Raw genomic sequence first — 21,396 nt, 5'->3', positions numbered from 1 at the left:
TGTGCGCGAGTTTCACCCCTGGCGGGGTAAGACGCGCGCACGGGCGTTGTTGTACAGCACACCGCGCAGCCAGTCGTCACCCAGGTCGAGGCGCGTAAGCGATTCCAGCGCATGGAGATAGCGATGGGGGATGTTCGGGAAGTCGCTACCGAAGACGATGCGGTCACCCAATGCGCGCAGCCGCGGCAACTCGGACCGAGGGAACGGCGTCTTTTCCTCGGTGAAGTCGGTGAACGCCATGGTGGTGTCGAGGCTGATGCCGTCGAATTCTTCGGCGAGGTCGAGGAATTCGGAGTACTCGGGCATGCCCATGTGCGCGACGATCAGCGGCAGTCGCGGGTACCGCAGCAAAACCTCACGGACCGGCCCCGGACCGGTATAGGTTCCCGGCGCCGGTCCGGATCCACAGTGGATGACGGTGGGGATGCCGGAATCCTCCAACATGCCCCAGACCGGATGCAGCAGTGGATCGTTCGGGTGGTAGTCACCGACCTGAATATGTGCCTTGAAGATCTGCGCACCCGATTGGATCGCTTGATCGACGTAGCTGTCCACGAACTCTTCAGGGTAGAACGTGGCTGTGTGCAGGCAATCCGGTGTGCGCGAGGCGAAATCGGCCGCCCACTCGTTCAGCCACGCCGCCATGTCCGGCTTGTGTGGATACACGAGCGACGTGAACGCGCGAACACCGAAGGCGCGCAATTGGTCCAGCCGGGTCTGCTCGTCGGCTCGATACTCGATCGGCCACGCCCGGCCGAGCAGCGGACCGGCGGAATCGAAGTAGTCCCACACTTTGTCCATGACGCGCTTCGGCATGAAATGCGTATGGACGTCGATGATTCCAGGCAGCCCGAGTTCGCGCCAGAACCCTGTGACCTCGTCGGCTTCAGCGCTCACTGCGCGTCGGCCGGGTAGGTATTGCGGGCAAACGTTCCGACGCGCTCGATGAGCCGGTCGAAGAAAACGGCTGGCTCGGTCGTCGTCGCGATCTCGACATTCGGTGGCCTGCCCCACATTCCGGTGAGATCGGCGACTGTCATGCCGCGCGTGAGCGTCCCTGCCAATTCGACGTCGACGGTCGCGGGTCGCGTCGTCACCAGCGACGGGTCGAGCGCCACCGCGGCCGCGAACGGATCGTGCATGTGCGCGATGTAGCCCTGGTTGTGGTCGCGGTGAAATTCCATGTAGAAGCGGATCGCGTCGGATAGATAGCCCACCAACGGATTCGACGCACCACCAGCAATTTCGGCAAGCCGGTCGACGTGCGCGGGGTGCATTTCGATCGTTTCGGTGATGTCGAGTGCGCACACGATCGGTCGGCGATCGGGTGGCGCCGCGGAGAAGGCGTCGAACACGACCTTGGCTGCTTCGGGGTCGACCGAGACGTTCCACTCCGCGGTCGGGGTGGTGTTTCCGGCGTAGTTGAACGCACCGCCCATGATGACCAGACGCTGAAGTAGTTGGGGAAGTGCAGGTTCGCGACGCAACGCGAGAGCGAGGTTGGTCAGGGGCGCGGTACAGAGGCCGATCACCTCGCCGGGGAACTCACGCACGAGGTCGACCCACATGTCACTCGCGGGCCGGACGGACAGTTCGCGCGCCGACTCGGGTAGCACGGCATACCCGATGCCTTGCGGTCCGTGCGTGTCCTCGGTCGTGCGCAACGGAATGACAAGGGGCGCTTCCGATCCCAGCGAGACCTCGATCGGACCTGCCTTGCACACGTCGAGCCAGGCAAGGTTGTTGGCCGCGACCTGCGGCGCAGGCACGTTGCCCGCCGTGCTCGCGATGCCCACAATCTCTGCCTCGGGGCTCGCCAGTAGGTAGAGGAGGGCGAGCGAGTCGTCGATACCGGTATCGACGTCCATGATCAACCGTTGCCGCATGCCACCATCCAACCAGGCTCGTCGCGGCCCCATGGTCGGGCAGGGAACGAGTAGTCGTCGTAGTCGGCCAATGCCGGTCGGGCGGTGACGAGGGTGCCGCGCGTGACGGCGCAGTCGGGTCCGGGTTGGGTGAGTGCGGCGTGGTCCGGGGTGCGTCCGGGCGCCGACAACAACCATGCAGCCGTCCGGGCAAGCGACGCGGTGACCGTGGTGCCGAACCGGTCCGCGACGCGTGCGGCGAGTGCCTCGACAATGCCTGCCGCGAGGTAGTAGCCCGTCGCGTGGTCGAGGGCTTGCGCAGGCAACGCTCCCGGTGTTGCCCCGCCCTCGATGAGCGAGATCCCCGACGCGGCTTGGACGATGCTGTCGAAACCGCGCCGCTTCGCCCACGGACCGCGTTCGCTCCACGCACAGACGCGCGCCCAGACGATGCCCGCAGGCAGTGCGTCGACGTCGATGAACCGCTCCACGGCGCCCGGCCGGTAGCCGCTGACCAATACATCGGCCTTGCTCAGCAGCCCGCGAAAAGCCTCGCTGTCGGTCCGCAGATCCAGCAGCGCGGACCGTTTGCCCTGACCGTTCTCGACGTGCTGCGCCTCGATCTCGGGTAGGTGCGGCGGGTCGATTCGCAGCACGTCGGCGCCGAGCAAGCCCAACGCGCGCGTTGCCGTCGGACCTGCGATGACGCGGGTGAGGTCGAGTACCCGAACGCCGGTCAACGGCCGCGTGCTCGTGGCATCGGCATCCGGCGCCGCCCGGACCCAGTCGCTGCGAACATCGAAACCCACGATCGGACCATCGGCCGCCGCGATTCCTTGCGCGCTCGTCGACCACTCGGATTCGGTCCGTACGCGGACCGCGATGGCGCCGACGTCGTTCGCCCGCTCTTCCACATCCGCGGCGGCGAGCGAACGCATTCGTGCCACGACGGCGTCGCGGTCGGCTGACTCGGGTAGTTCCAACGCCCCCAGCAACCGCTCCCGATGATGGGGATAGTTGCCATGCGTACGGACCCAGCCATCGGCAGCCTCGAAAAACCCTGACAGCTCGGCGAATCCGGAGATCGGCTGCCCATCGATCCGCAGGATCCGGTCACCGGTGAACGAGGCGGCGATCCTGCCGGGGCGCAGTGCCACAGCCTTTTCGGCCAACCCGACCTCGTACCGATACCGGTTGGCTGCCGACGCAAACCGGCCGACCGAATCCTCGGCGAGCGACATGACCGGCAACGTCGCGGCGAGGTAGGTCATGCGGCGACGCGGTTGGCCGACCTACGCGTGACGATTACGCCATAACCAACCCACGAGACGACGACAGCCACCGCGACCAGCAGCCGGACCAGCCCGACTGCGTTTTCGGGGTAGATGACACCGGTCAGGTAGTGGTCGATGAAACCGCTCGACGGCAGCCCTTGCTCACCCGCGCGCAGCCGCGCCCAGTTTTCCAAATGCGTGAGCGGGCATTCGATTCCGACGAGGACTGCGCTGAAACCCCAGGCGACGGCGGCTAGGTGCAGCACGATCGTTTTGCGCCATCGCCACGCGATGTAGCCGCCAACGACGACATACGCGACGAACAGCAGATGCACCACGACGGTGACGTCGGCCAAGATCCGGTATTGCACGCCTTCCATCGTAGGCGCGATTCACCAGGTCCAGGTGTGTGCGGGTTCGCCCTCGTGCATGCGCGTCAGGTAGTCGGCCAACATGCCGGCCAGAGCTTGTTCACGGTCCTCGCCCGCCTTCTCCCGCGCGACGACGGCTTCGCGTTGCCAGCCCGCGCCGGACCGTCGGCTCAGGCAACGACCTTCGATGACACCGAGGTAGCGATCGCGGACGTCGGATTCGACGCCGTACGCGGCCAGGCCTGCGTCGGCAAGCGGGAGAAGCCGGCGCAGCACCAACTCCTGTGGGCTGACCCAGCCGACCTCTGGCCAATACAGATGGGATTCGAAACCGTTGCGCGCGGCAGCGTGCAGGTTCTCTTCGGCGGCGTCGAACGACATCTGCGTCCAGACTGGACGATCAGCATCGACGAACGCCCGGACGACGCCGTAGTAGAACGCTGAATCCGCGAGTATGTCGATGATCGTCGGACCCGCGGGGAGCACGCGATTTTCCAGCCGTAGGTGGTAGCGACCGTCCGCGATGTCATAGATCGGTCGGTTCCAGCGATACACGGTCCCGTTGTGCAGCTTCAGCTCCGACAACGACGGCGCCTCGCCGCGGGCGAGCATCGCGTGCGGATCTTCGTCCGAGCACACCGGAAGCAGCGACGGGAAATACCGCGAGTTCTCTTCGAACAGATCGAAGATCGACGTGATCCACCGTTCGCCGAACCAGACTCGCGGACGCACGCCCTGGTTCTTCAGCTCCAGCGGTCGAGTATCGGTTGCCTGCTCGAACATCGGAATGCGAGTCTCGTGCCACAACGCGCGGCCGGCGAAGAACGGCGAGTTCGCCGCGAGCGCGACCTGCACGCCTGCCAACGCTTGCGCCGCATTCCAATGCGCCGCAAACGCTTCCGGCGCAATTTGGAGATGGAGCTGAACCGACGTGCACGCGGCCTCGGGCAGAATCGTGTCGCAGATGGTATTCAAGTCGTCGCGAGTGTCGTACCCGGGCAACGGCACACCGGAAATCTGTAACTCGATGTCCTCGCCGCGCGCGGCGAAAATCTGCTGGCTGAGCAGGTCGTAACGAGGGTTGGCAGAGATCCATTTCTGTTCGAATTGCTGCTCGGTCAGTGTCGGCAGCATCCCGATCATCGCGAGGCGGCTACCGACCGAGCGTGCCCGTTCGTCTGCCGAATCGAGAGACGCTCGTAGATCTGTTTCGAGTTCGCGAATGTGCCTGCCGCGCAACGGTCGTGGCGCAACGTTGATCTCGATGTTGAACTGGCCCAGCTCGGTCTGGAAGTCCGGATCTGCAATCGCTTCCAGCACTTCCGCATTGGCCATCGCCGGCTGCATCGCCCCGTCGACGAGATTGAGCTCGACTTCCATGCCGATCTTGGGCTCGGAAACCTCGAACTGACCGCCCGCCAACATCTCGGCGAGGGCGTCGAGACAAGCGTGGACTTTCGCGCGGAACCGCTGGCGGTCCTGGCGAGTGAACTTACGTTCCTCGACGTCCTGTCCCATATGTCGACGTTACTGCAACGGCGGCGTCTCGTCCGTAGCGCGTCGGCCGCGTCCGATCCACCGGATCCAGCTGGGCCGAACCCGCTTCTTGATCGAGAACGGCAGCTTCTTCTCGGGTTTGCGGGGTCCGAACTCGTAGGCCAGCAGATACACCCAGATCGCGAACCCGACTGGGATCACGATCCACCAGAACTTCAGGATGAATCCGGTGACGCGAAAGAACTCGAAGATGCCGGCGAGGATCGCGGCGGCTGCGAGTGCGGCGAGAGCGACCATCAGCGAACCCTTCGGTCGAGAAACGGGATACCGGAACGTTACTTGATGTCACAGGTACACCGGATGGGTATCACCAAGGTGACGGCGCGAAATCCTTGAGGAAGCAGCCGTACAGGTCGGTGCCGCGTTCGCCCTGGACGATCGGGTCGTAGACCCGGGCAGCGCCGTCGACGAGGTCGAGCGGAGCATGGAATCCTTCGTCGGCCAAGCGAAGTTTCGTCGGATGGGGGCGCTCGTCGGTGATCCACCCGGTATCGACGGCGGTCATGAGGATGCCATCGGACTCGAGCATCTCCTTCGCGCTGGTTCGGGTCAGCATGTTCAACGCTGCCTTCGCCATGTTGGTGTGCGGATGGCCCGGCCCCTTGTAGGCGCGGCTGAACTGGCCTTCCATCGCCGATACGTTGACGATGTACTTACGATGCGCCTGAGCGGCAGCCATCGTCGGCCGCAATCGGGAGACGAGGATGAACGGCGCGACCGAGTTGCAGAGCTGCACCTCGAGCAATTCGATCGGGTCGACCTCGCCGACCGTCTGGACCCAGCTGTTCGTCTCGGCGAGGTCGGGGACCAGGCCACCGGCGTCGATGGCGATTCCTTGCGAGATACGTTGTGGCGTCGCCGATCCCGCGACGAGTGCCAGGTCGGTGACATCGAGAACAGAAGACAGCGAGCCGGTCAACGAGGTGGGGTGGGCCGCCATCGTCTTGCCGAAGGTCAGCACGTCCGGCAGCGCGCCGATCGGCAGCGGACCGCTCTCGGCGTCGACGAGCGCGCTGTAGGAACCCGCCGACCGCTTCACCGTCTGCGCGGCATTGTTGATCAAGATATCCAGCGGTCCGTGTGCGGCAACAGAATCGGCGAGTGCGACGACCTGTGCTGGATCACGGAGATCGATGCCGACGATGTGGAGCCGGTGAATCCACTCGTCGCTATCGTCCATCGCCTTGAACCGGCGGACCGCGTCGTTCGGGAACCGGGTCGTGATCGTCGTGTGCGCACCGTCGCGCAACAGGCGCAATGCGATGTACATGCCGATTTTCGCGCGACCACCGGTGAGCAACGCTCGACGGCCCGTCAGGTCGGTGCGGGCGTCGCGCTTGTCGTGGCTCTTGGCTGCACAGTCCGGGCAGAGCTGGTGATAGAAGGCGTCGACGTGGGTGTACTTGTTCTTGCAGATGTAGCAAGGCCGGGGGCGGAGCAGTTTCCCCGCGATCGCGCCCGCCGCGTTCGACGACAACGGAATGCCGACGGTTTCGTCGTCTATGCGGTCCGGCGAGCCCGTCGCCGTCGCCGCGACGACCGCGCGGTCCGCAGCGGAGATCGCATCGCGAGCCGCGATTCGGCGACTCCTTTTCAACTTTTTGAACATGTGCCCGACGGCGCGCTGGACGACCTTGGAATCGGGATCGTCAGCGTCGAGTTGACCTGCTTCCTCCAGCACTTTGATGCATATGGCGAGGTCGTCGGGGTCGATAGGCACCCACTAGTTTCTCACGAGCTGCTTGTCGATCAGTGCGGCGACCTCGGGGAGGTGGTCGTCGAGATAAAAATGACCGCCGGTGAACGTGGCCGTGTCGAAACCGCCCGACGTGAACTCGCTCCACTCGGCGGCTTGTTCGGCGCTGACTGTCGGGTCCGCGTCGGAGTACATCGCGACGATCGGCGACTTCAACTCGTGGCCAGGCTGATGGCGATAAGTTTCCACCGCCTTGTAGTCGCTACGGACGAACGGCAGCACCATCTCGGCGAGATCGGGATTCTCGACCAGCATGTCGATCGTCTTCGAATCGGGCCCGCCGAGCAGGCGCATGTCTGCCAGCAATGCCTGATCGTCCTCCAGATGCAGCGTCTTGGGTTCGATGAACGACGGAGACGGTCTGCCCGACACGAACAATGCCGCCACCTCGGTGCCGCGTTGTTCCAATCGCCGAGCCGTCTCATACGCCACCGTTGCGCCCATGCTGTGGCCGAAGACGCCGATTCGGCGAGCGCCAGTAGGCGGGAGACTGGCCGCCACTGCATCCGCGATCGCGGTCATGACGTCGATCATCGGATCGCCGAAGCGGTCCTGCCTGCCTGGGTACTGGACGGCCAGCACCTCGACGCGCGGTGCAAGCACCTCGGACAACGCCTTGTAGGCGGTCGCGGTGCCGCCTGCGTGCGGCAAGCACACCAGGGTGGCCTTTGCAGACGGCGCGGAGTGGAAACGTCGAAGCCACGGCGAGACACGGGTAGGAGCGGTCATGGCTCGAAAGTACCGTTCGAATATGCCGATCATCGATCTCACCCACACCCTGCACCCCGGGTTTCCTCGCTGGCCGGGTGACGAGCCGTTCAGGATGGTCGCGGTCGAGAGGGTCGCCGCCGATGGATTCGCCATCAACGAGCTCCGGTACTGGGAGCACGTCGGCACACACATCGACGCGCCGGCGCACAAGGTGGACGGCGGCGTGACCGTCGAGTTGTTGGATGTCGACGATCTCGTCGCACCGTTGGTCGTGATCGACATAAGAACGCGAGCCGCCCTGACGGTCGATGACATCGCTGCTTGGGAGCAGGTGAACGGCCGGATTCCCGAGCGTGCTTTCGTGGCCATGCTGTCGGGGTCCGAGCAGCGGCTCGGCGAGCCGGATGCTCCGGGATTCGACAGGGGCGCGGTGCAATTCCTCGTCGGCGAACGCAACATCGTCGGAATCGGCGTCGACACGCTCAGCGTGGATCCGGCCGCCAGCACCGACTACGCGGCGCACACGGCGTTGCTCGAGGCAGGGCGTTACGGCGTCGAGGCGCTGGCCAATCTGGGTGCAGTGCCGCCCGCCGGCGCGACGGTCTTCGTGGGCGCACCCAAGCATCGCGGCGGTTCTGGCGGTCCGTGCCGGGTGCTGGCAATCGTGTAGCGCAAGATTGATTCATGTGTTTAGTGCTGACGGCCTGGAAGGCCCACCCCGAGTACGTCCTTGTGGTGGCTGCGAATCGGGACGAGTTCTACAAGCGCGAGTCGTCGCCGATCGGTTGGTGGGCCGACAAACCGGAAATCCTGGCGGGGCGCGACGTGTCGCCGCAGGGTGGCGGCACCTGGCTGGGCGTGTCGATGCAGGGCCGTTTCGCCGCGGTCACCAACGTTCGCGAGCCTGGCAAGGTAATCGAAGGTGCGCGGTCACGTGGTGAGTTGCCCGTGAACTTCGTCGCGGGTGCCGAATCTCCGAGCGAGTACCTTCGGGGTGTCAGCGCACTCGCCGACCGCTACAACGGCTTCAACGTGCTGGTGTCCGACCTGAACGAATTATGGTGGTACAGCAACAGAGCCGGTGAACCCAGTGCGCTCGACCCCGGGCTGCACGGGCTGTCGAACGCGTCGGTCGATACGCAGTGGCCGAAGGTCAGCAACGGAGTCGACGGCCTCGGCAAGCTGTTGGAGGCCGATGCCGACGTCGAGAGCTATCTCGAGTTGCTGGCCGACACCACCCAAGCGCCGGATGAGCTTCTCCCGGCCACCGGGCTGCCCATCGAAATGGAACGGATCGCGTCGGCGGCGTTCTGTGTTTCGCCGGAGTACGGCACTACCGCATCGACGGTGCTGCGGATCAGGCGCGACGGCTCCTTCGACATGACCGAGCGTCGATTCGACGCCGATGGTTCTATCGGAACGACTGAATTACACGGCCAATTCGCTCGATAGGCGCTGGATCGGTCAGGTTCGGGAGACGGACGATCGCCTCGGCGGCGCCGGCGTCGGCGAGTTCGCGAAACCGGCCGATGTGGTCGTCCACCGTGCCGGCGTTCACCGAGGCGGCATAGCGACCGGTCGACCACCTGCGAGGGCGCATTCGCTCGACGATGTCGGTCAAATCGGCGTGGTTGTCGGCGATCAGCGCTGTCGAAAGATGGGTCAGTTCGACGGTGTCGGAGTGTCTGCGCAGGAATTCCGCTTTCGCGCGGACGTTCGCGGCATCGCCGAAGACGTTCGCAGCGTCTGCGTACTTGGCGGCAAGGCGGAGAGTTCGTTCGCCCGACCCGCCGACGATGATCGGCACGTGGTCCTGGAGCGGACGTGGGTAGCACGAGGTGTCGGGCAGGTTCAGCCGCTGGCCGACGAATGGTTTCGCTCCAGGTCCCCAGAGCCGCGGCAAGGTCTGCAGCGCGTCCTCTAGCAGTGCATATCGGTCGCTGACCGGCGGAAAGTCCCACCCGTACGCGTCGTGCTCTTCCTTCCACCACCCGAGCCCGAGCCCGCAGACCGCCCGTCCGCCGCTGAGCACGTCCAAGGTCGCGACGATCTTGCCCAGATGGCCGACGTTGCGATAGGTAATTCCGGTGACCAGTGCGCCGAGCCGTACTCGTTCGGTGTGCGCAGCGAGGTACGCCAGCGTCGTGTAGCTCTCGAGGAAGTCTTCCCACGGCCTCCCGATGAGCGGAATCTGGCGGAAATGGTCCATGACGTAGATCGCGTCGAAACCCGCGGTCTCCGCCGCGCGCGCGATGTCGCGAATGCTTGCGGCGGCGTTCGACGTTGGGAATGTGAACTCGGTCAGGTGCAGTCCGAATCGCAGGCCGGTGGGGTCGGCGCGCTGCCGCTGGGCTGATGAGACGGCGTTGACGAACTGCTTGGCGACAACCCTGACCGGTTCGGGCTCGAGGACTGCGTCGAACCCTTCACCGGCGAGTGCATCGCGGACCGACCGCCAACTGCGCAGCTGCGCGGTCAAGGCTTCCGCGGGGATCCGTTTGTCACGTTCGCGATTGCGGTGGCGCGCCTCGTCGGCGTTGATGTCGAACGCGACTGCGACGCATGGTAATCCGGCTTTGCGCGCGGCTTCACGCCAGATTCTGCGACGGTCCGCGTCGAGCCCGAGGGTGTCGATCACGGTCGTGAGTCGACGCTTGATTCTTTGTGCGACAACGGTATCCAACAGCGCGAACGCATCCGCGCTGGCCGTGATGTCGTCTTGGCCCGCGCCGACGAGGGCGCGTAGTTGATCGCTGGAAACGATCGTGGCAGCCGGGAAATGCGTGGCCGCCCAGGTCGACTTACCTGCGGCTCCGGGCCCGACGAGGACGATGACGCACGGATCTGGCAGGTTTATGGCCTCCATCACCGGATCTTGGCACTAATTCCGGCTCCACACCCGTGATCTCGGCGACCAAGTGCTTCTCGACGTGGCGAATGGCGACCGCGACCGCCGGGTCGATGATCGCCTTGAGCATCTTGCCCGCGATCCCTGGCGGCAAAACGTAATCGACGTCGACGGAAATCGCCGTCGTCTCGTCGTCGATTGCGTCGAAACGCCAGGTCATCGTGCCTTCGACCCCTTGGATCGACTTCATCGAAATCTGCTCGTCCTCGACCCAGTCGGTGATCAAGGAGCGCAGGTAGATGGTCTTGGGTCCGAGGTTGACGGCGACATCGAAGGTCGCACCGACACCCTGGTCCAATTCGCCGATCGGGTCGAACTGGGTGACTCCCCACATCCAGCTGGGAACGTTGCGATGATCGGCAACATAGGCGAACGAATTACCAACGGATGCTTCGCATTTCGTGACATGTGCGATCCGACCGTCAGTCATTCGAGCGCACCTCCAACTTTTTCGACCGATTTGAGTATGAAGTTTCCGATTCTACAGGCGAGTCGGCCTCGACGCCGACTTGGAAACTGTGATTACGCATACGATGGACGCATGCCGACGCTGGGGCCCTTGGGGAAGTTCGTCGTCGTTTTCGCGGTGGTTTCGGCTCTGACCAGCGGTTGCGCAGACACAACGACAACGCCGACAACTACGACCACGGCGGCCACGACCACCGCCGAAGCATTGCCGGATACCCCGGCCGGGACGCAGTTGACCTGGGCACTGCAGCACGGGGGCACCGCCACCGATGACGAACTGCGGCAACACTTTTCTGCCGACGCCCTCGCGGCAATTGCACCGGACAAACTTCGCGAAGTGTTGCAGGGTGGGCCGGACACCACGATCGTGAAGGTCACCAAGTCCGAAGACACCAGCCTCGACGCCATCGTGAAAACCAAGGACGAGACCCAGTTCCGGGTGAGCATCACGGTCGACCCGACGTCGCATCTGATCACCGGGCTTCTGTTCCGTCCAGCCGAGCTGCCTGCCTCGCCGACGACGTGGGACGAGGTCGACCAACGTTTGGCGGAGCTTGCACCGACGACTGCGTTCCTCGCGGCAGAGGTCGGGGCGGACAAGCCGGTGCGGTCGAGCAATGCCGGCGATGCAGGACCCTTGGGGTCGGCTTTCAAGCTGTATGTGCTCGGCGCTGTGGCGAAGGCGGTCCGGGATGGCACGCTCTCGTGGACCGACACGCTCACCATTCGGCCCGATCTGAAGAGTCTGCCGTCGGGGGAGCTGCAGGAACGGGCCGACAATTCGACCGTGACCGTGACTGAGGCGGCGGAGAAGATGATCTCCATCTCCGACAACACCGCCACCGACATACTCATCGATCGCGTCGGCAAGCCTGCTGTCGAAGCCATGTTCACGGAAATGGGGATGTCGCCGAGTTCGCAACAACGCACCTTGCCGCTGCTGACGACTCGTGAGCTCTTCATTCTGAAATGGGGAGTCCCTGCGTCGGTTCGTGACGAGTACGCCACCGGTTCGGTCGATCGGCGCCGCGAACTGCTGGCCGAACACCGCAATGATCCGTTGCCGGACATATCGGCGGTCGACCCGAAGGTTCCTGTCGCGCCCGAGACCGTGGAGTGGTTCGCATCGCCCGAGGAGTTGGCGAAAGCGCATGAATCGCTGGATCCGTTGCAGCTCACGAACATTCTCGGCATCAACCCCGGCATCCCGCTCGACAAAGAGACCTGGCCGTCGGTCAGCTTCAAGGGTGGCAGCGAGCCGGGTGTGTTGACGTTGAGCTGGCTCGCGCATCGCAAGGACGGGCGCGTATTCGTTGTCGTCGTGATGGCTGAAGACGGCGACCACCCACTGGACGAGCTTGACGCAGCGTCGATCGGCAAGGGAATCTTCGCCCTCCTGGCCAACTGATGCTCGCCCTCGTGAGTCTTTTTGGAGTCCAGGGACTCCAAAAAGACTCACGAGCATCAGGTTTTCTTCGCCCGACTGGGGGCGACGCGGGGAGGTTCGTTAGGCATTTTGGGGTACACGGGCGGCCAGGGGGCGTCCATCATGCCGTTGGCCATGTCGCGTTCCGACATCTCCAGAAGCTTTGCGATCGACTGGGGGTTGTCGGCGATACCGGCCCAGGGGTCGCCCAGCTTGGCGACGCGGTCGGGGACTGTGGTGATAGTAAGTTCCTCGGGCACGACGTCTGCTAGTTCGTCCCAACTGATCGGCATCGAGACTTGGGGGTTGACCTTCGGCCGGACGCACCACGCGCCGAAAACCGTTTTGTGCGGAGCGTTCTGGTTGAAGTCGACGAACACCCGTGAGCCGCGCTCTTCCTTCCACCAGGCGGCGGTCATTTTCGTCGGATGCCGACGTTCGAGTTCGCGCGCCAGTGCGACCGCCGCAGCCCGGACCTCGAAGCCATCCCAATTCGGTTGCAGCGTCGCGTAAATGTGCAGACCGCGCGAACCCGACGTCTTGATGTGACTCTGAATGCCCAGCTCGTCCAACAGTTCCCGCGTCAGGACCGCACCCTCGCGGAGTTGTTCGAAGTCGATGCCGGGGGAGGGGTCGAGGTCGATGCGGAGTTCGTCGACGAACTCCGGCGTTTTTGCGTGGTAGGGCCACACGTGAAAACCGATGCAGCCCTGGTTGACTCCCCACACGATGTGGGCGAGATCGGCAGCGACCAACGCGTCGCTGGTGGTGCCATTGGGCGTCTCGACCACAGTCGTTTCGAGCCACGACGGAGCCGTCTTCGGCACCCGTTTCTGAAAGAACGACTTACCGCCTGCCCCTTCGGGGTAGCGCTCGAGCAGTAACGGCCTGCCACCCAGCGCCGCAAGCAGCGGTTCGGCCACGGACTCGTAGTACCGGACCACGTCGAGCTTCGTGTGACCGGTCTTGGGGAAGAAGATCTTGTCCGGACTGGTGACCGTGACGGAATTGCCGCCATCTTCGATGACGACCGGCTCGGTCATTTCGCTTCCTCGAAGATGGTCGCCAACTCGGCGGGCGCGACCTCTTCCAGCTGGCCGTAGGTACACGAATCCGGCTGCCGATCGGGGCGGAAACGTACGAGCCGGCCGCCGTGGCGGAACCGCCCGGACTGCACATGCTCGTACCGAACTTCGGCGACCAACTCCGCTCGAAGTGCTTCCCACGAAAGGTCTTTGGTGCCAGTCCAGCGGCTGACGCCACCGGGCATCTTGCCCTCGGACTTCGCTTGGGCAGCCGCGTCGGCCCATTCTCGCCATGGGTGATTCGCCAAGGCGTTCTCGCGCAGCGGCGCCAGTTCGGTGACCAGTGACTTGCGTTTCGCCGCCGTGAAACTGCTCGCGACACCGACGTGGTGCAGGTTGCCTTCGTCGTCGAACAGCCCGAGCAGCAGGGACCCGACGCCCTCGCCGTCCTTGTGCCAGCGAAAGCCGGCGACGACGCAGTCTGCGGTGCGCTCGTGCTTCACCTTGAGCATCACCCGTTTGTCCTGCATGTAGGCCAAATCGGACGGCTTCACCATCACGCCGTCGAAACCGGCACCCTCGAAGCGCGTGAACCAATCCACGGCGACGTCGGGGTCGTCGGTGACGGGCGTGAGATGAACGCGAGCGAGCTTGGTGTCGACGATCGTCTCCAGCACGCGTCTGCGTTCGCTGAACGGCTCAGGGGTGAGATCGCGATCGCCAAGCGCAAGCAGGTCGAACGCAACGAAGCTGGCGGGAGTCTCTTTGGCCAGCTTGCGAACTCGCGAATCCGCCGGGTGAAGGCGCTGCTGCAAGGTGTCGAAATCGAGGCCGTTGTCGGTGACGATCACGATCTCGCCGTCGACGACACAACGCTCCGGCAGCGCCTCCCGCAGCAGCTCGACGAGCTCCGGAAAGTACCGCGTCAATGGGCGATCGTTGCGCGAGCCGAGCTCGATCTCGTCCCCGTCGCGGAACACGATGCAACGGAAGCCGTCCCACTTCGGCTCGTAACTGAAGCCCGGACCGCGCGGCACTTCAGGGCTGGCTTTGGCGAGCATCGGCTTGACAGGGGGCATCACGGGGAGGTCCACAAGATCGATCGTAGGTCAGTGGTCCGACACTCGGGGGAACCTAGCTTTTCGCTTTCGTCGGCTGGTCGGGCACTGTCAATCCGCGTTCGGCCATCCCGCGCTCCATCGCCTCGACGACCGAGTCGATGACTTTCACTCTCGCCCAACGTTTGTCGTCGGCCTCGACCAGGACCCACGGACCTGCGGGGTGGTCGGTGCGTTCCAGCATCTCTTCGACAGCGGCGTCGTACAGGTCGCGCTTCTCGCGGTTTCGCCAATCCTCGGCGGTCAGTTTCCAGTTCTTCAACGGATCGGCCTCACGCGCCTTGAATCGCTTCAACTGCTCGTCCGGTGAGACATTGAGCCAGAACTTGACGATGATCATGCCTTCGGCCGCCAAGGTCTGTTCGAATTCGACGATCTCGTTGTATGCGCGTTGCCACTGCTCGTCGGTAGCGAAACCTTCGACCCGTTCGACGAGAACACGGCCGTACCAAGACCTGTCGAACACCGCCATCCCGCCCCACCCGGGGAGCCACCGCCAGAATCGCCACAGGAAGTGGTGCCGCTTCTCGTCGTGGGTCGGCGCCGCAAACTGCACGACGCGCACGTGGCGAGCATCGAGTGGGGCGACCAGGCGTTTGATCGCGCCGCCCTTGCCTGCGGCGTCGCTGCCCTCCAGCACAACGCACAGCGGCGGTCCGAGCGTGCCGTCCGGATCCAGTTGACCACCCAGTGCGAGTCGAAGATGGAGGAGGCGGGCCTGCCCGGCTTTGAGGCGCTTCTTCTCTTCCGATTTCGACAGTTTCAACGTCAGGTCGAGGTTGTCGAGTCGGGTGTTCGGCTTCGTCTCGGTCATGCATAACCGCCTTCGGTTCCAGGAACGAGCTACGTCACACCGCGATCGGTCGCATCGCAGTATCAGCTTCAGTTTGGACCCGCAGCACATCCGCCGAGTCCGGAACGGATCGATGTGCCGCTGCGAGAACTCCTTGGATCTGCTCGGCGACACACGCGCGCCGGTCGTCGGTGGTGACGAGTGTGCCGAGGTTTCGCAGCATTCCAGCCAAGGCGCTCAGGACGACGGGTTCGTTGGCGCCGCGGCGGCGAATCTGCCCGACCGCCAGATCGACGTAATCCTCGAACCGTTTGGCAGGAACGACCACCCGGACCGTCCCCTCGGCGTCGGCGTAGGTCTCGGTTCCGAGCGGCTTCGTGCCCAGTTTCGCCAGAATGACCGCCAATTCATTCGTCGACTGGACCGCCGTATGGAAGTCGAAGTTGTGCATCGAGAGCAATGCGATGTCGACGATCTGCTCCATGCCGACTGCGACGTCCTGCCGCATTGTCCGCTCGAATCCGACGCTCACGGCTCGATGAATAGTCGACGACAGCAACTCGGCGTCGACCGCCCGACCCGCCTCGTTCGACCACGCCCACGCCAGTGGCAGCCCGGACACGAGGTGGTCGCCTGCTGCCACCGCGACGCGAATGGTGAGGTTCTGGGCCGTTGCCACCGGCAGGATCAGTTCGGGGTGCACGAACTGCACGTACCCGCAGGCCAGTGCATCGATTTGCACTGCGCTCTCCGGGGGAGTTTCCAGCGACGGCTCGATCGGTTCGCCGGAATTCCCGCCGATTCCGGGCGGCTCCATGGCGATCGTGCGGGTCGTGATGGAGCCGATCTTCCTGAGGACGGTGTCGATCTGGATCGAGTGGACCATGTGGTCGACGTAGTAGATCAACGCCCCGATGCATGCGAACAGCGACGCGAGGCCGGCAGTCACCGCGAGCCGCTGATACTCGCCCGGTTCGATCCCGACGGTGTACAGCCCCGCGGCGTTGTAGGTGAAGCCGCCGACGAAGACGCCGAGCACGAATTGCGTTGGCCGGTCACGCAAGAAGTTGCGCAGCAACCGAGGGGAGTAGCGGTTCGTCGCCATTTGCAGGGCCACCATCGTCAGGCCCACGACCAGCGCGAAGATCCCGACGATGGAGGTCGCGACCGTGAGCAGGAGGCGCCGAGCCTCGTCCGGCGAGCCTTTGAACAACACCGGCGAAAGCCACGAATCGGGCGGTATTTTCACGAGCGAGAACACCGTGCCGCTGACCAGCGCGATGACCATGAAACTCACCGGGAAAACCCAGAGGGCGCCACCAAGATGCTCGCGCCGTTTCTCCCACTGCGCGGCCCGCTTTTGAGCCGAGTCGACTGACAACACACCAACCGTTCATCCGGCATTCATCCGATGTACAGATTGTGCATCGCCGTGGTGACAGTTGCTCGAAGAAGCGACAGATTTACCTCAGCCGCGCGAATCCGAGCGCGCGGTCGAACCTGGCGCGGATGCGGGTGCCCGATTTCGCGAAGCCGAGGACCGCCATGAACTCGCGGTAGAGATCGTCGTCGTCGGGCAGCCTGCGATCGGCCGTCATCCATTGCAACAACGCCACCAACTCGCCGTCGCGGTACTCGGTGATCGGGCGGCCCGGCTCGACCGGGATCGCACTCGGATCGACTGCGATTGCGCGGTAGTACGCAGCCTGGGCTCTGGCAATGCAGCCTGCGGAATCGTTGAACCAGTCGGTCGCCCAAATTCGGTGAAACGACCACCCGAGTCGCCCGAGTTGCTCTTGCCGCAGCCGGTCGCGGTCGCGGGCGGTGGGGGCGGAGTGATAGCTCGGACCGTCGACTTCGATCGCCAGCACCATGCGCGTGAGATCGTCGGGATGGGACGCCGCGAAATCGATCCAGTGCCCGGCGACGCCGTATTTCGCGACGACCGGAATACCCGCGGCGACCAGACGATCACGGACCGAAATGTCGAACGGGGTGAGCGCCGGCCTGCCGACGGCTTCGCCGAGGACCTCGCCACGGCTTGCCGCGTAGTGCAGATAGGCGCGCAACATCGCGACGCCGGGCGCAGTCGACCGCTCGGGATCCATGTCACGATGGCTGAAGGAGCTGACGATCGTCATTCGGCTGCGCGCTCGTGTGATTGCGACATTGAGGCGACGATGGCCGCCCTCTTGGTTGAGCGGTCCGAAGTTGTGACTCAACGTTCCGTCGGGACGTTTGGCGTAGCCGATCGACAGGATGATCGAGTCGCGCTCGTCCCCCTGCACGCGTTCGAGGTTCTTGACGAAAAAGGGTTCGCCCGTAGTCGATTCGTCGAAGAATTCGCGCAGTCGAGGCTTGGCGCGCAGCCGTTCACGCAGCCGGCGGTCGATCCGCTCCATGTGATTGATGCCCATGGTGATGACGCCCAACGACTCGCCAGGCCGATTCGCTGCGTGGTCGAGCACCTTCGCGACGACGCGGTCCACCTCGGCATTCGTGCTTTCTTCCTCCGCCGACTGGTTCCGTGGTTGCCGAACCAGGTCCAGGGACAGGCAATTTCCGCCTGCGACACCAGGAAATGTCGTGAGTGAGTTGTCGTACACCCACGCATTGGAGAAGGCGATCAACCGTTCGTCGCGGCTGCGGTAATGCCACGTCAGCGACCGCGTTCGGTCGCTGCGCAACGCCGCTGTCAGGACGTCGAGGATCGATTCGAAACCGGTGGTGAGCGCGAGGTTTATGCTGCCGTCGTCGTTGACGACGTGCTCGCCCTTGTCGTCGGCATCGACGGCAAAGAATTGCGTGGGCGGCAACTGTTTACGGTCGCCCGCGACGATGACGCGGCGTGCCCGGGAGATGGCCGCAATCGCGTCGGCGGGCACGATCTGGCTGGCCTCGTCGAACACGACGACGTCGAAATAGGGCCGGTCGCCGGGCAGAATGTGGCTCACCACCAGCGGGCTCATCGCCCAGCACGGTTTGAGCGCCGTCATCAGATCCGGTGCGACGGAAAACAATTGGCGCAAGGGCAGGTGGCCGCGTTTGCGCGCAGCTTGTGCGGCGACGATGCGGCTCTGCTCGGGATTCGCTGCGCCGACCGCGGTGAGCCGGTCCGCGACGGCGCTCAGCACACGATCGCGGGTGCGTCGAATGTGTTCGGCGTCGACCGAACGGAATTCTTCGGTGTGACCGTCGTGGAGTACGCCGTCGAAGTTGGCGATCACCGGGTCGTCGAACGCGATCCGGTCCAGCACCGAGCGGTACCAACAGGTTTCGAACATCGCGGCGGCGAGCTCGGGATCGACTCTACGGGATCGCATTTCGGTCAGCAGCGGATCGAGGCCCAAGCGGGCGAAGGTCGCCGCAAGTTCGTTGATGCGGGGGAGTTTGCGCAGGCCGCGCTCGTCGCGCGCGAGCGCTTCCAGTGTTTGCAGCAACTGCGGTCGCGGCATGGCGGCGAAGTCGATCCAGGGCAGTTGGGCGCCGAGCGCAGTGAGGTCAGCGGTCAACCGTTGCAGGCGCGCGCTGATACCTGGCAGGCTCGCCGGTACCCGCGGTGCACCGCCGTCGACGGCGGACTCGGTCCAGGCTTCGCGGACTTCGAGTGCCTTGCGTAACACGGCATTCAGCTGCTTGAGCTTCGGTTTCTCGGTGCCGATCCACAGTTTCCGCGCGGCGGTGCGGGTTTCGCTGCGTAACGTCCGGGGAGCGGTCGCTGCGATCAGATTCTCCAACGGAGCGTCGAACACCGACGGGTCGAGCTTGCTCGCAACATCGCCGACCGCCTCGAGCAGCGACAGCCGGACCGCCCACCCCGCAAGGGTTTTCGGGCCGACCAGGCCGGTCTGCGCACCGATTTCGTCGAGCGCGCGCCACGTCTCCGGTGCTGCCTTGGTGTGCAGCCGCGCCGCGATGATCAGTGCTTCTTCCGCCTGGGGTGCGGTCGTGATGACCGCGCCGACCCACGGGCTGTCGGAGAAGCTCGACGTGAGACCGCCGAGCCCTGCGTATTCGGTGAGCTCTTCGCGCACTCGTCGCATCGTCGCCGCGTCGAGTGCGGCAACTTCCGCGCCGCCGAGACGCACCGAACTCTCTGCCGCCGTGCCGAATCGCGCCGTCAGACCCAGCAGCGCGCTCTGCACCTGAAACACACTCAACGACCAGGGTTCGCGGGATCGGTTCATCGCGGCGTCGTGGGCGTTGAGCTGATCCCGACGGACTGCCAGGCGTTCGAGCAGGACCGTGTCGTCCGGACCGCGCGCGTCGGGGTCGGCCCGAAGTCCGCTGGTCAGCGTCTGGATCAGCGCTGCTCGAGAACCGCCGCCGTCGTGAACGTCGAAGACGAGGTCGCCAAGTCCGAGCTTGGTGAGCCGGTCGAGCACAGCCGAGATGGCCGCGCGCTTCTCCGCGACGAACAAGACGCTTTCGCCCCGCGCCACGAGTGTCGTGATCATGTTCGCGATCGTTTGGCTCTTGCCCGTACCGGGCGGTCCCGAAATGACCATCGACTGGCCTGCCGCAGCTGCGTTGATCGCATAACTCTGCGACGAATCCGCATCCAGCACAAGAAATTCGTCACTCGGGGGGTGCAGGTCCGGATCGGTCATCGCCACGTCGGCACCCGCTGTGGCGAGTGCGAGAGCGGCAGGCTGATGCCCCGCGATAGCAGCGACGACGTCGTGACGCGTCAGAGCCTCGACGTTCGCTGCAAGGTCTTCGACCATGGGCAGCTTCGTGTACGAGAACGTGCCGAGAACCCGACGGTTGGCGATCGAGAACCCTGGAATGGCAGCACATTTGGCAGTCAGACGGTCGTAGACGGTTTGCGGGTCGACGACGGTGCCCTCCATCGACGACACCAACTCGTCACCGTCGACATCGACTCTGAACTGCTCCGCCAGCAGGTGCAACAACGCTGGGTTCACCACTGAATCGCCGGTGAGGGACAGCTCGAAATCGTCTTCGGCGGCGCCGGTCGCATCGATGACAGCTTCGTGCAGCAGGACCGGCGCGGCGGGTGTCGCAGCACCCTGGGCGTTGCGCCACGTGCAGATGCCGAGCGCGACAAAGCAAATGGCGATACCACGCTCTTCGGATGCCTCGCGCGCCTTGTTCCGGATGGCGCGGACGCGTTTCATCCGATCAGGAAGCAGGGTCTTTCGATACAACCGCGACAGCCGGACCGCCCGTTTGGCGAACAGCGCCTCGACCGCAAGGTAGTCGGCGTCGGCGAAATCGAGGGTGCCGAAGCGCAGGTCACGGTAGAAGAGCAGCTGGTTTCGCCAGCTGAGGTCGATGAGTTGTCCGCGCCACGTGTCGACCGCACTCTTGACCTGGCGTGAACGTTGGACTGCCACATCGGCATCACTCGCCACCCGATTACCGTACGGTGCGTCGATGGCCTAGGCGATCGATTCAGCTGTGACGGGGTGTTCGCGGGCAGGTTCAGCCACGGTCGCAGGCTCTTGCCGTTCGGCTTTGGCGGCGAAGAAATCGCCACCTTTCGTCAGCGGATTGTCGGTGCCCCACGCCCGTTGGCGCGGCGCAGGGACCATCCGCGGAATGTGCTTGCGGCAGTGAATGTATGCCTCTTCGACATGCACGAGCACCCAGCGTTCCGGCGTGCGACCGACTGGGCTGTCACCCGCAGTGTTCCCGACGATCTCGGCGGTTCCGTTGATGTGCAGACCGATGAGATCGGACACGAAGTCGATCAACAGAATCGCGACGTGAGGATTCTCACTGATGTTGCCGAGGCTGGCGAGGACGCCGTTGCCGCGGTACTCGGGATAGGCCACCGTGCGCTCGTCGATGACCTGAATGAACCCTGGCGTTCCCGCGCGAAAGGTGGAATCGCACTCGCCTGCGGCATCGGCGGTGGCAATGAACGCCATGTCCTGGCGGCCGACGAACTCGATCATTCGGTCGTTGAGGTGGTCGAGCAACTGGTCGGCGTAGAAGCGGTCTGCGCGCTCGGTGGTCCCGAAGCTGTTTTGGAGGTGATGCTCGCCGGCGCTGCCGGGGCGTAGGTCTGCCGTGGGGGACGATCGCTCGGTCATTTCGCGCTTGCGGTGTGCGATCCGGTTTCGTTCGCCGCGGTAGCGCCGATCATCTGCGCCGA

Annotated in this window: 19 protein-coding genes; 3 read left to right on the top strand and 16 right to left on the bottom strand. The window is 64.4% G+C overall.

The window, feature by feature from the left end; translation table 11 throughout:
- Positions 1-12 precede the first annotated feature (12 nt).
- The 8 genes from FGL95_RS00245 to FGL95_RS00210 all read right to left on the bottom strand — a co-directional run bounded on the left by FGL95_RS00245 (position 13) and on the right by FGL95_RS00210 (position 7,552).
- A complete protein-coding gene (locus FGL95_RS00245; protein WP_169584177.1) occupies positions 13-897 on the bottom strand; it encodes an amidohydrolase family protein in 885 nt (294 codons plus the stop codon).
- Positions 894-1,886, bottom strand: coding sequence for a nucleoside hydrolase (locus tag FGL95_RS00240; protein ID WP_169584176.1), 993 nt, complete (start codon positions 1,884-1,886; stop codon positions 894-896). Before FGL95_RS00240 ends, FGL95_RS00245 begins: the two co-directional genes overlap by 4 nt.
- The gene (locus tag FGL95_RS00235; RefSeq protein WP_169584175.1) at positions 1,871-3,136 is read right to left on the bottom strand and encodes a CoA transferase; all 1,266 of its coding nucleotides are present in this window, start codon (positions 3,134-3,136) and stop codon (positions 1,871-1,873) included. Before FGL95_RS00235 ends, FGL95_RS00240 begins: the two co-directional genes overlap by 16 nt.
- Positions 3,133-3,519 (bottom strand): DUF2784 domain-containing protein, encoded by a 387-nt coding sequence (locus FGL95_RS00230; protein ID WP_206071358.1) that lies wholly within the window; start codon positions 3,517-3,519, stop codon positions 3,133-3,135. Before FGL95_RS00230 ends, FGL95_RS00235 begins: the two co-directional genes overlap by 4 nt.
- A 12-nt stretch (positions 3,520-3,531) precedes the next feature.
- Positions 3,532-5,028 (bottom strand): glutamate-cysteine ligase family protein, encoded by a 1,497-nt coding sequence (locus tag FGL95_RS00225; protein ID WP_169584173.1) that lies wholly within the window; start codon positions 5,026-5,028, stop codon positions 3,532-3,534.
- Positions 5,029-5,037: 9 nt separating this feature from the next.
- Positions 5,038-5,304, bottom strand: coding sequence for a hypothetical protein (locus FGL95_RS00220; protein ID WP_169584172.1), 267 nt, complete (start codon positions 5,302-5,304; stop codon positions 5,038-5,040).
- A gap of 70 nt (positions 5,305-5,374) precedes the next feature.
- A complete protein-coding gene (locus tag FGL95_RS00215) occupies positions 5,375-6,787 on the bottom strand; it encodes an SDR family NAD(P)-dependent oxidoreductase (RefSeq protein WP_169584171.1) in 1,413 nt (470 codons plus the stop codon).
- Between the two features lie 3 nt (positions 6,788-6,790).
- Positions 6,791-7,552 (bottom strand): thioesterase II family protein, encoded by a 762-nt coding sequence (locus FGL95_RS00210; protein ID WP_169584170.1) that lies wholly within the window; start codon positions 7,550-7,552, stop codon positions 6,791-6,793.
- Between the two features lie 22 nt (positions 7,553-7,574).
- On the opposite strand from FGL95_RS00210, the gene FGL95_RS00205 reads away from it, so the two are divergent.
- Positions 7,575-8,204, top strand: a complete 630-nt coding sequence (locus FGL95_RS00205; RefSeq protein WP_240962623.1) for a cyclase family protein — start codon at positions 7,575-7,577, stop codon at positions 8,202-8,204.
- A 14-nt stretch (positions 8,205-8,218) separates the two neighbouring features.
- A complete protein-coding gene (locus FGL95_RS00200) occupies positions 8,219-8,986 on the top strand; it encodes an NRDE family protein (protein WP_169584168.1) in 768 nt (255 codons plus the stop codon).
- Here the strand turns inward: FGL95_RS00200 and FGL95_RS00195 are convergent.
- Both FGL95_RS00195 and FGL95_RS00190 read right to left on the bottom strand, forming a co-directional pair.
- Positions 8,946-10,400, bottom strand: a complete 1,455-nt coding sequence (locus tag FGL95_RS00195) for an LLM class flavin-dependent oxidoreductase (protein ID WP_206071357.1) — start codon at positions 10,398-10,400, stop codon at positions 8,946-8,948. The genes FGL95_RS00200 and FGL95_RS00195 overlap by 41 nt on opposite strands.
- The gene (locus FGL95_RS00190) at positions 10,336-10,872 is read right to left on the bottom strand and encodes an SRPBCC family protein (protein WP_206071356.1); all 537 of its coding nucleotides are present in this window, start codon (positions 10,870-10,872) and stop codon (positions 10,336-10,338) included. Before FGL95_RS00190 ends, FGL95_RS00195 begins: the two co-directional genes overlap by 65 nt.
- Before the next feature lie 111 nt (positions 10,873-10,983).
- Between FGL95_RS00190 and FGL95_RS00185 the strand changes: the two genes are divergently transcribed.
- A complete protein-coding gene (locus tag FGL95_RS00185) occupies positions 10,984-12,318 on the top strand; it encodes a serine hydrolase (RefSeq protein WP_169584167.1) in 1,335 nt (444 codons plus the stop codon).
- A gap of 56 nt (positions 12,319-12,374) precedes the next feature.
- On the opposite strand, the gene ligD is transcribed toward FGL95_RS00185, so the two are convergent.
- The 6 genes from ligD to FGL95_RS00155 form a co-directional block, all read right to left on the bottom strand.
- Positions 12,375-13,379 carry a non-homologous end-joining DNA ligase gene (gene ligD, locus FGL95_RS00180; RefSeq protein WP_169584166.1) on the bottom strand — a complete coding sequence of 335 codons (1,005 nt, stop codon included), beginning with the start codon at positions 13,377-13,379 and terminating at the stop codon, positions 12,375-12,377.
- Complete coding sequence (locus FGL95_RS00175) at positions 13,376-14,455, bottom strand: ATP-dependent DNA ligase (protein ID WP_338079656.1); 1,080 nt, start codon at positions 14,453-14,455, stop codon at positions 13,376-13,378. The genes ligD and FGL95_RS00175 overlap by 4 nt, the downstream gene beginning before the upstream one ends.
- 40 nt (positions 14,456-14,495) lie before the next feature.
- Complete coding sequence (locus FGL95_RS00170; protein WP_169584165.1) at positions 14,496-15,293, bottom strand: polyphosphate kinase 2 family protein; 798 nt, start codon at positions 15,291-15,293, stop codon at positions 14,496-14,498.
- Positions 15,294-15,327: 34 nt separating this feature from the next.
- The gene (locus FGL95_RS00165) at positions 15,328-16,656 is read right to left on the bottom strand and encodes a DUF2254 domain-containing protein (RefSeq protein ID WP_338079655.1); all 1,329 of its coding nucleotides are present in this window, start codon (positions 16,654-16,656) and stop codon (positions 15,328-15,330) included.
- Between the two features lie 79 nt (positions 16,657-16,735).
- A complete protein-coding gene (locus FGL95_RS00160; protein ID WP_169584163.1) occupies positions 16,736-20,650 on the bottom strand; it encodes an AAA domain-containing protein in 3,915 nt (1,304 codons plus the stop codon).
- Positions 20,651-20,677: 27 nt separating this feature from the next.
- Positions 20,678-21,334: a pyridoxamine 5'-phosphate oxidase family protein gene (locus FGL95_RS00155; RefSeq protein ID WP_169585163.1), complete on the bottom strand. Its 657-nt coding sequence runs from the start codon at positions 21,332-21,334 to the stop codon at positions 20,678-20,680.
- Positions 21,335-21,396: the final 62 nt, after the last annotated feature.

The organism is Antrihabitans stalactiti (assembly GCF_012932915.1).
In the GTDB taxonomy this organism is placed as follows: domain Bacteria; phylum Actinomycetota; class Actinomycetes; order Mycobacteriales; family Mycobacteriaceae; genus Antrihabitans; species Antrihabitans stalactiti.
Note: the sequence above shows the minus strand (reverse complement) of the source record. Positions and strands in the feature narration are given on the sequence as shown.

What these genes read in the sequence shown, in the direction of transcription:
- FGL95_RS00240 (WP_169584176.1), bottom strand. Translation starts at nt 1,886, where the DNA reads ATGCGGCAACGGTTGATCATGGACGTCGATACCGGTATCGACGACTCG.
- FGL95_RS00235 (WP_169584175.1), bottom strand. Translation starts at nt 3,136, where the DNA reads ATGACCTACCTCGCCGCGACGTTGCCGGTCATGTCGCTCGCCGAGGAT.
- FGL95_RS00230 (WP_206071358.1), bottom strand. Translation starts at nt 3,519, where the DNA reads ATGGAAGGCGTGCAATACCGGATCTTGGCCGACGTCACCGTCGTGGTG.
- FGL95_RS00225 (WP_169584173.1), bottom strand. Translation starts at nt 5,028, where the DNA reads ATGGGACAGGACGTCGAGGAACGTAAGTTCACTCGCCAGGACCGCCAG.
- FGL95_RS00220 (WP_169584172.1), bottom strand. Translation starts at nt 5,304, where the DNA reads ATGGTCGCTCTCGCCGCACTCGCAGCCGCCGCGATCCTCGCCGGCATC.
- FGL95_RS00210 (WP_169584170.1), bottom strand. Translation starts at nt 7,552, where the DNA reads ATGACCGCTCCTACCCGTGTCTCGCCGTGGCTTCGACGTTTCCACTCC.
- FGL95_RS00205 (WP_240962623.1), top strand. Translation starts at nt 7,575, where the DNA reads ATGCCGATCATCGATCTCACCCACACCCTGCACCCCGGGTTTCCTCGC.
- FGL95_RS00200 (WP_169584168.1), top strand. Translation starts at nt 8,219, where the DNA reads ATGTGTTTAGTGCTGACGGCCTGGAAGGCCCACCCCGAGTACGTCCTT.
- FGL95_RS00195 (WP_206071357.1), bottom strand. Translation starts at nt 10,400, where the DNA reads ATGGAGGCCATAAACCTGCCAGATCCGTGCGTCATCGTCCTCGTCGGG.
- FGL95_RS00190 (WP_206071356.1), bottom strand. Translation starts at nt 10,872, where the DNA reads ATGACTGACGGTCGGATCGCACATGTCACGAAATGCGAAGCATCCGTT.
- FGL95_RS00185 (WP_169584167.1), top strand. Translation starts at nt 10,984, where the DNA reads ATGCCGACGCTGGGGCCCTTGGGGAAGTTCGTCGTCGTTTTCGCGGTG.
- ligD (WP_169584166.1), bottom strand. Translation starts at nt 13,379, where the DNA reads ATGACCGAGCCGGTCGTCATCGAAGATGGCGGCAATTCCGTCACGGTC.
- FGL95_RS00170 (WP_169584165.1), bottom strand. Translation starts at nt 15,293, where the DNA reads ATGACCGAGACGAAGCCGAACACCCGACTCGACAACCTCGACCTGACG.
- FGL95_RS00155 (WP_169585163.1), bottom strand. Translation starts at nt 21,334, where the DNA reads ATGACCGAGCGATCGTCCCCCACGGCAGACCTACGCCCCGGCAGCGCC.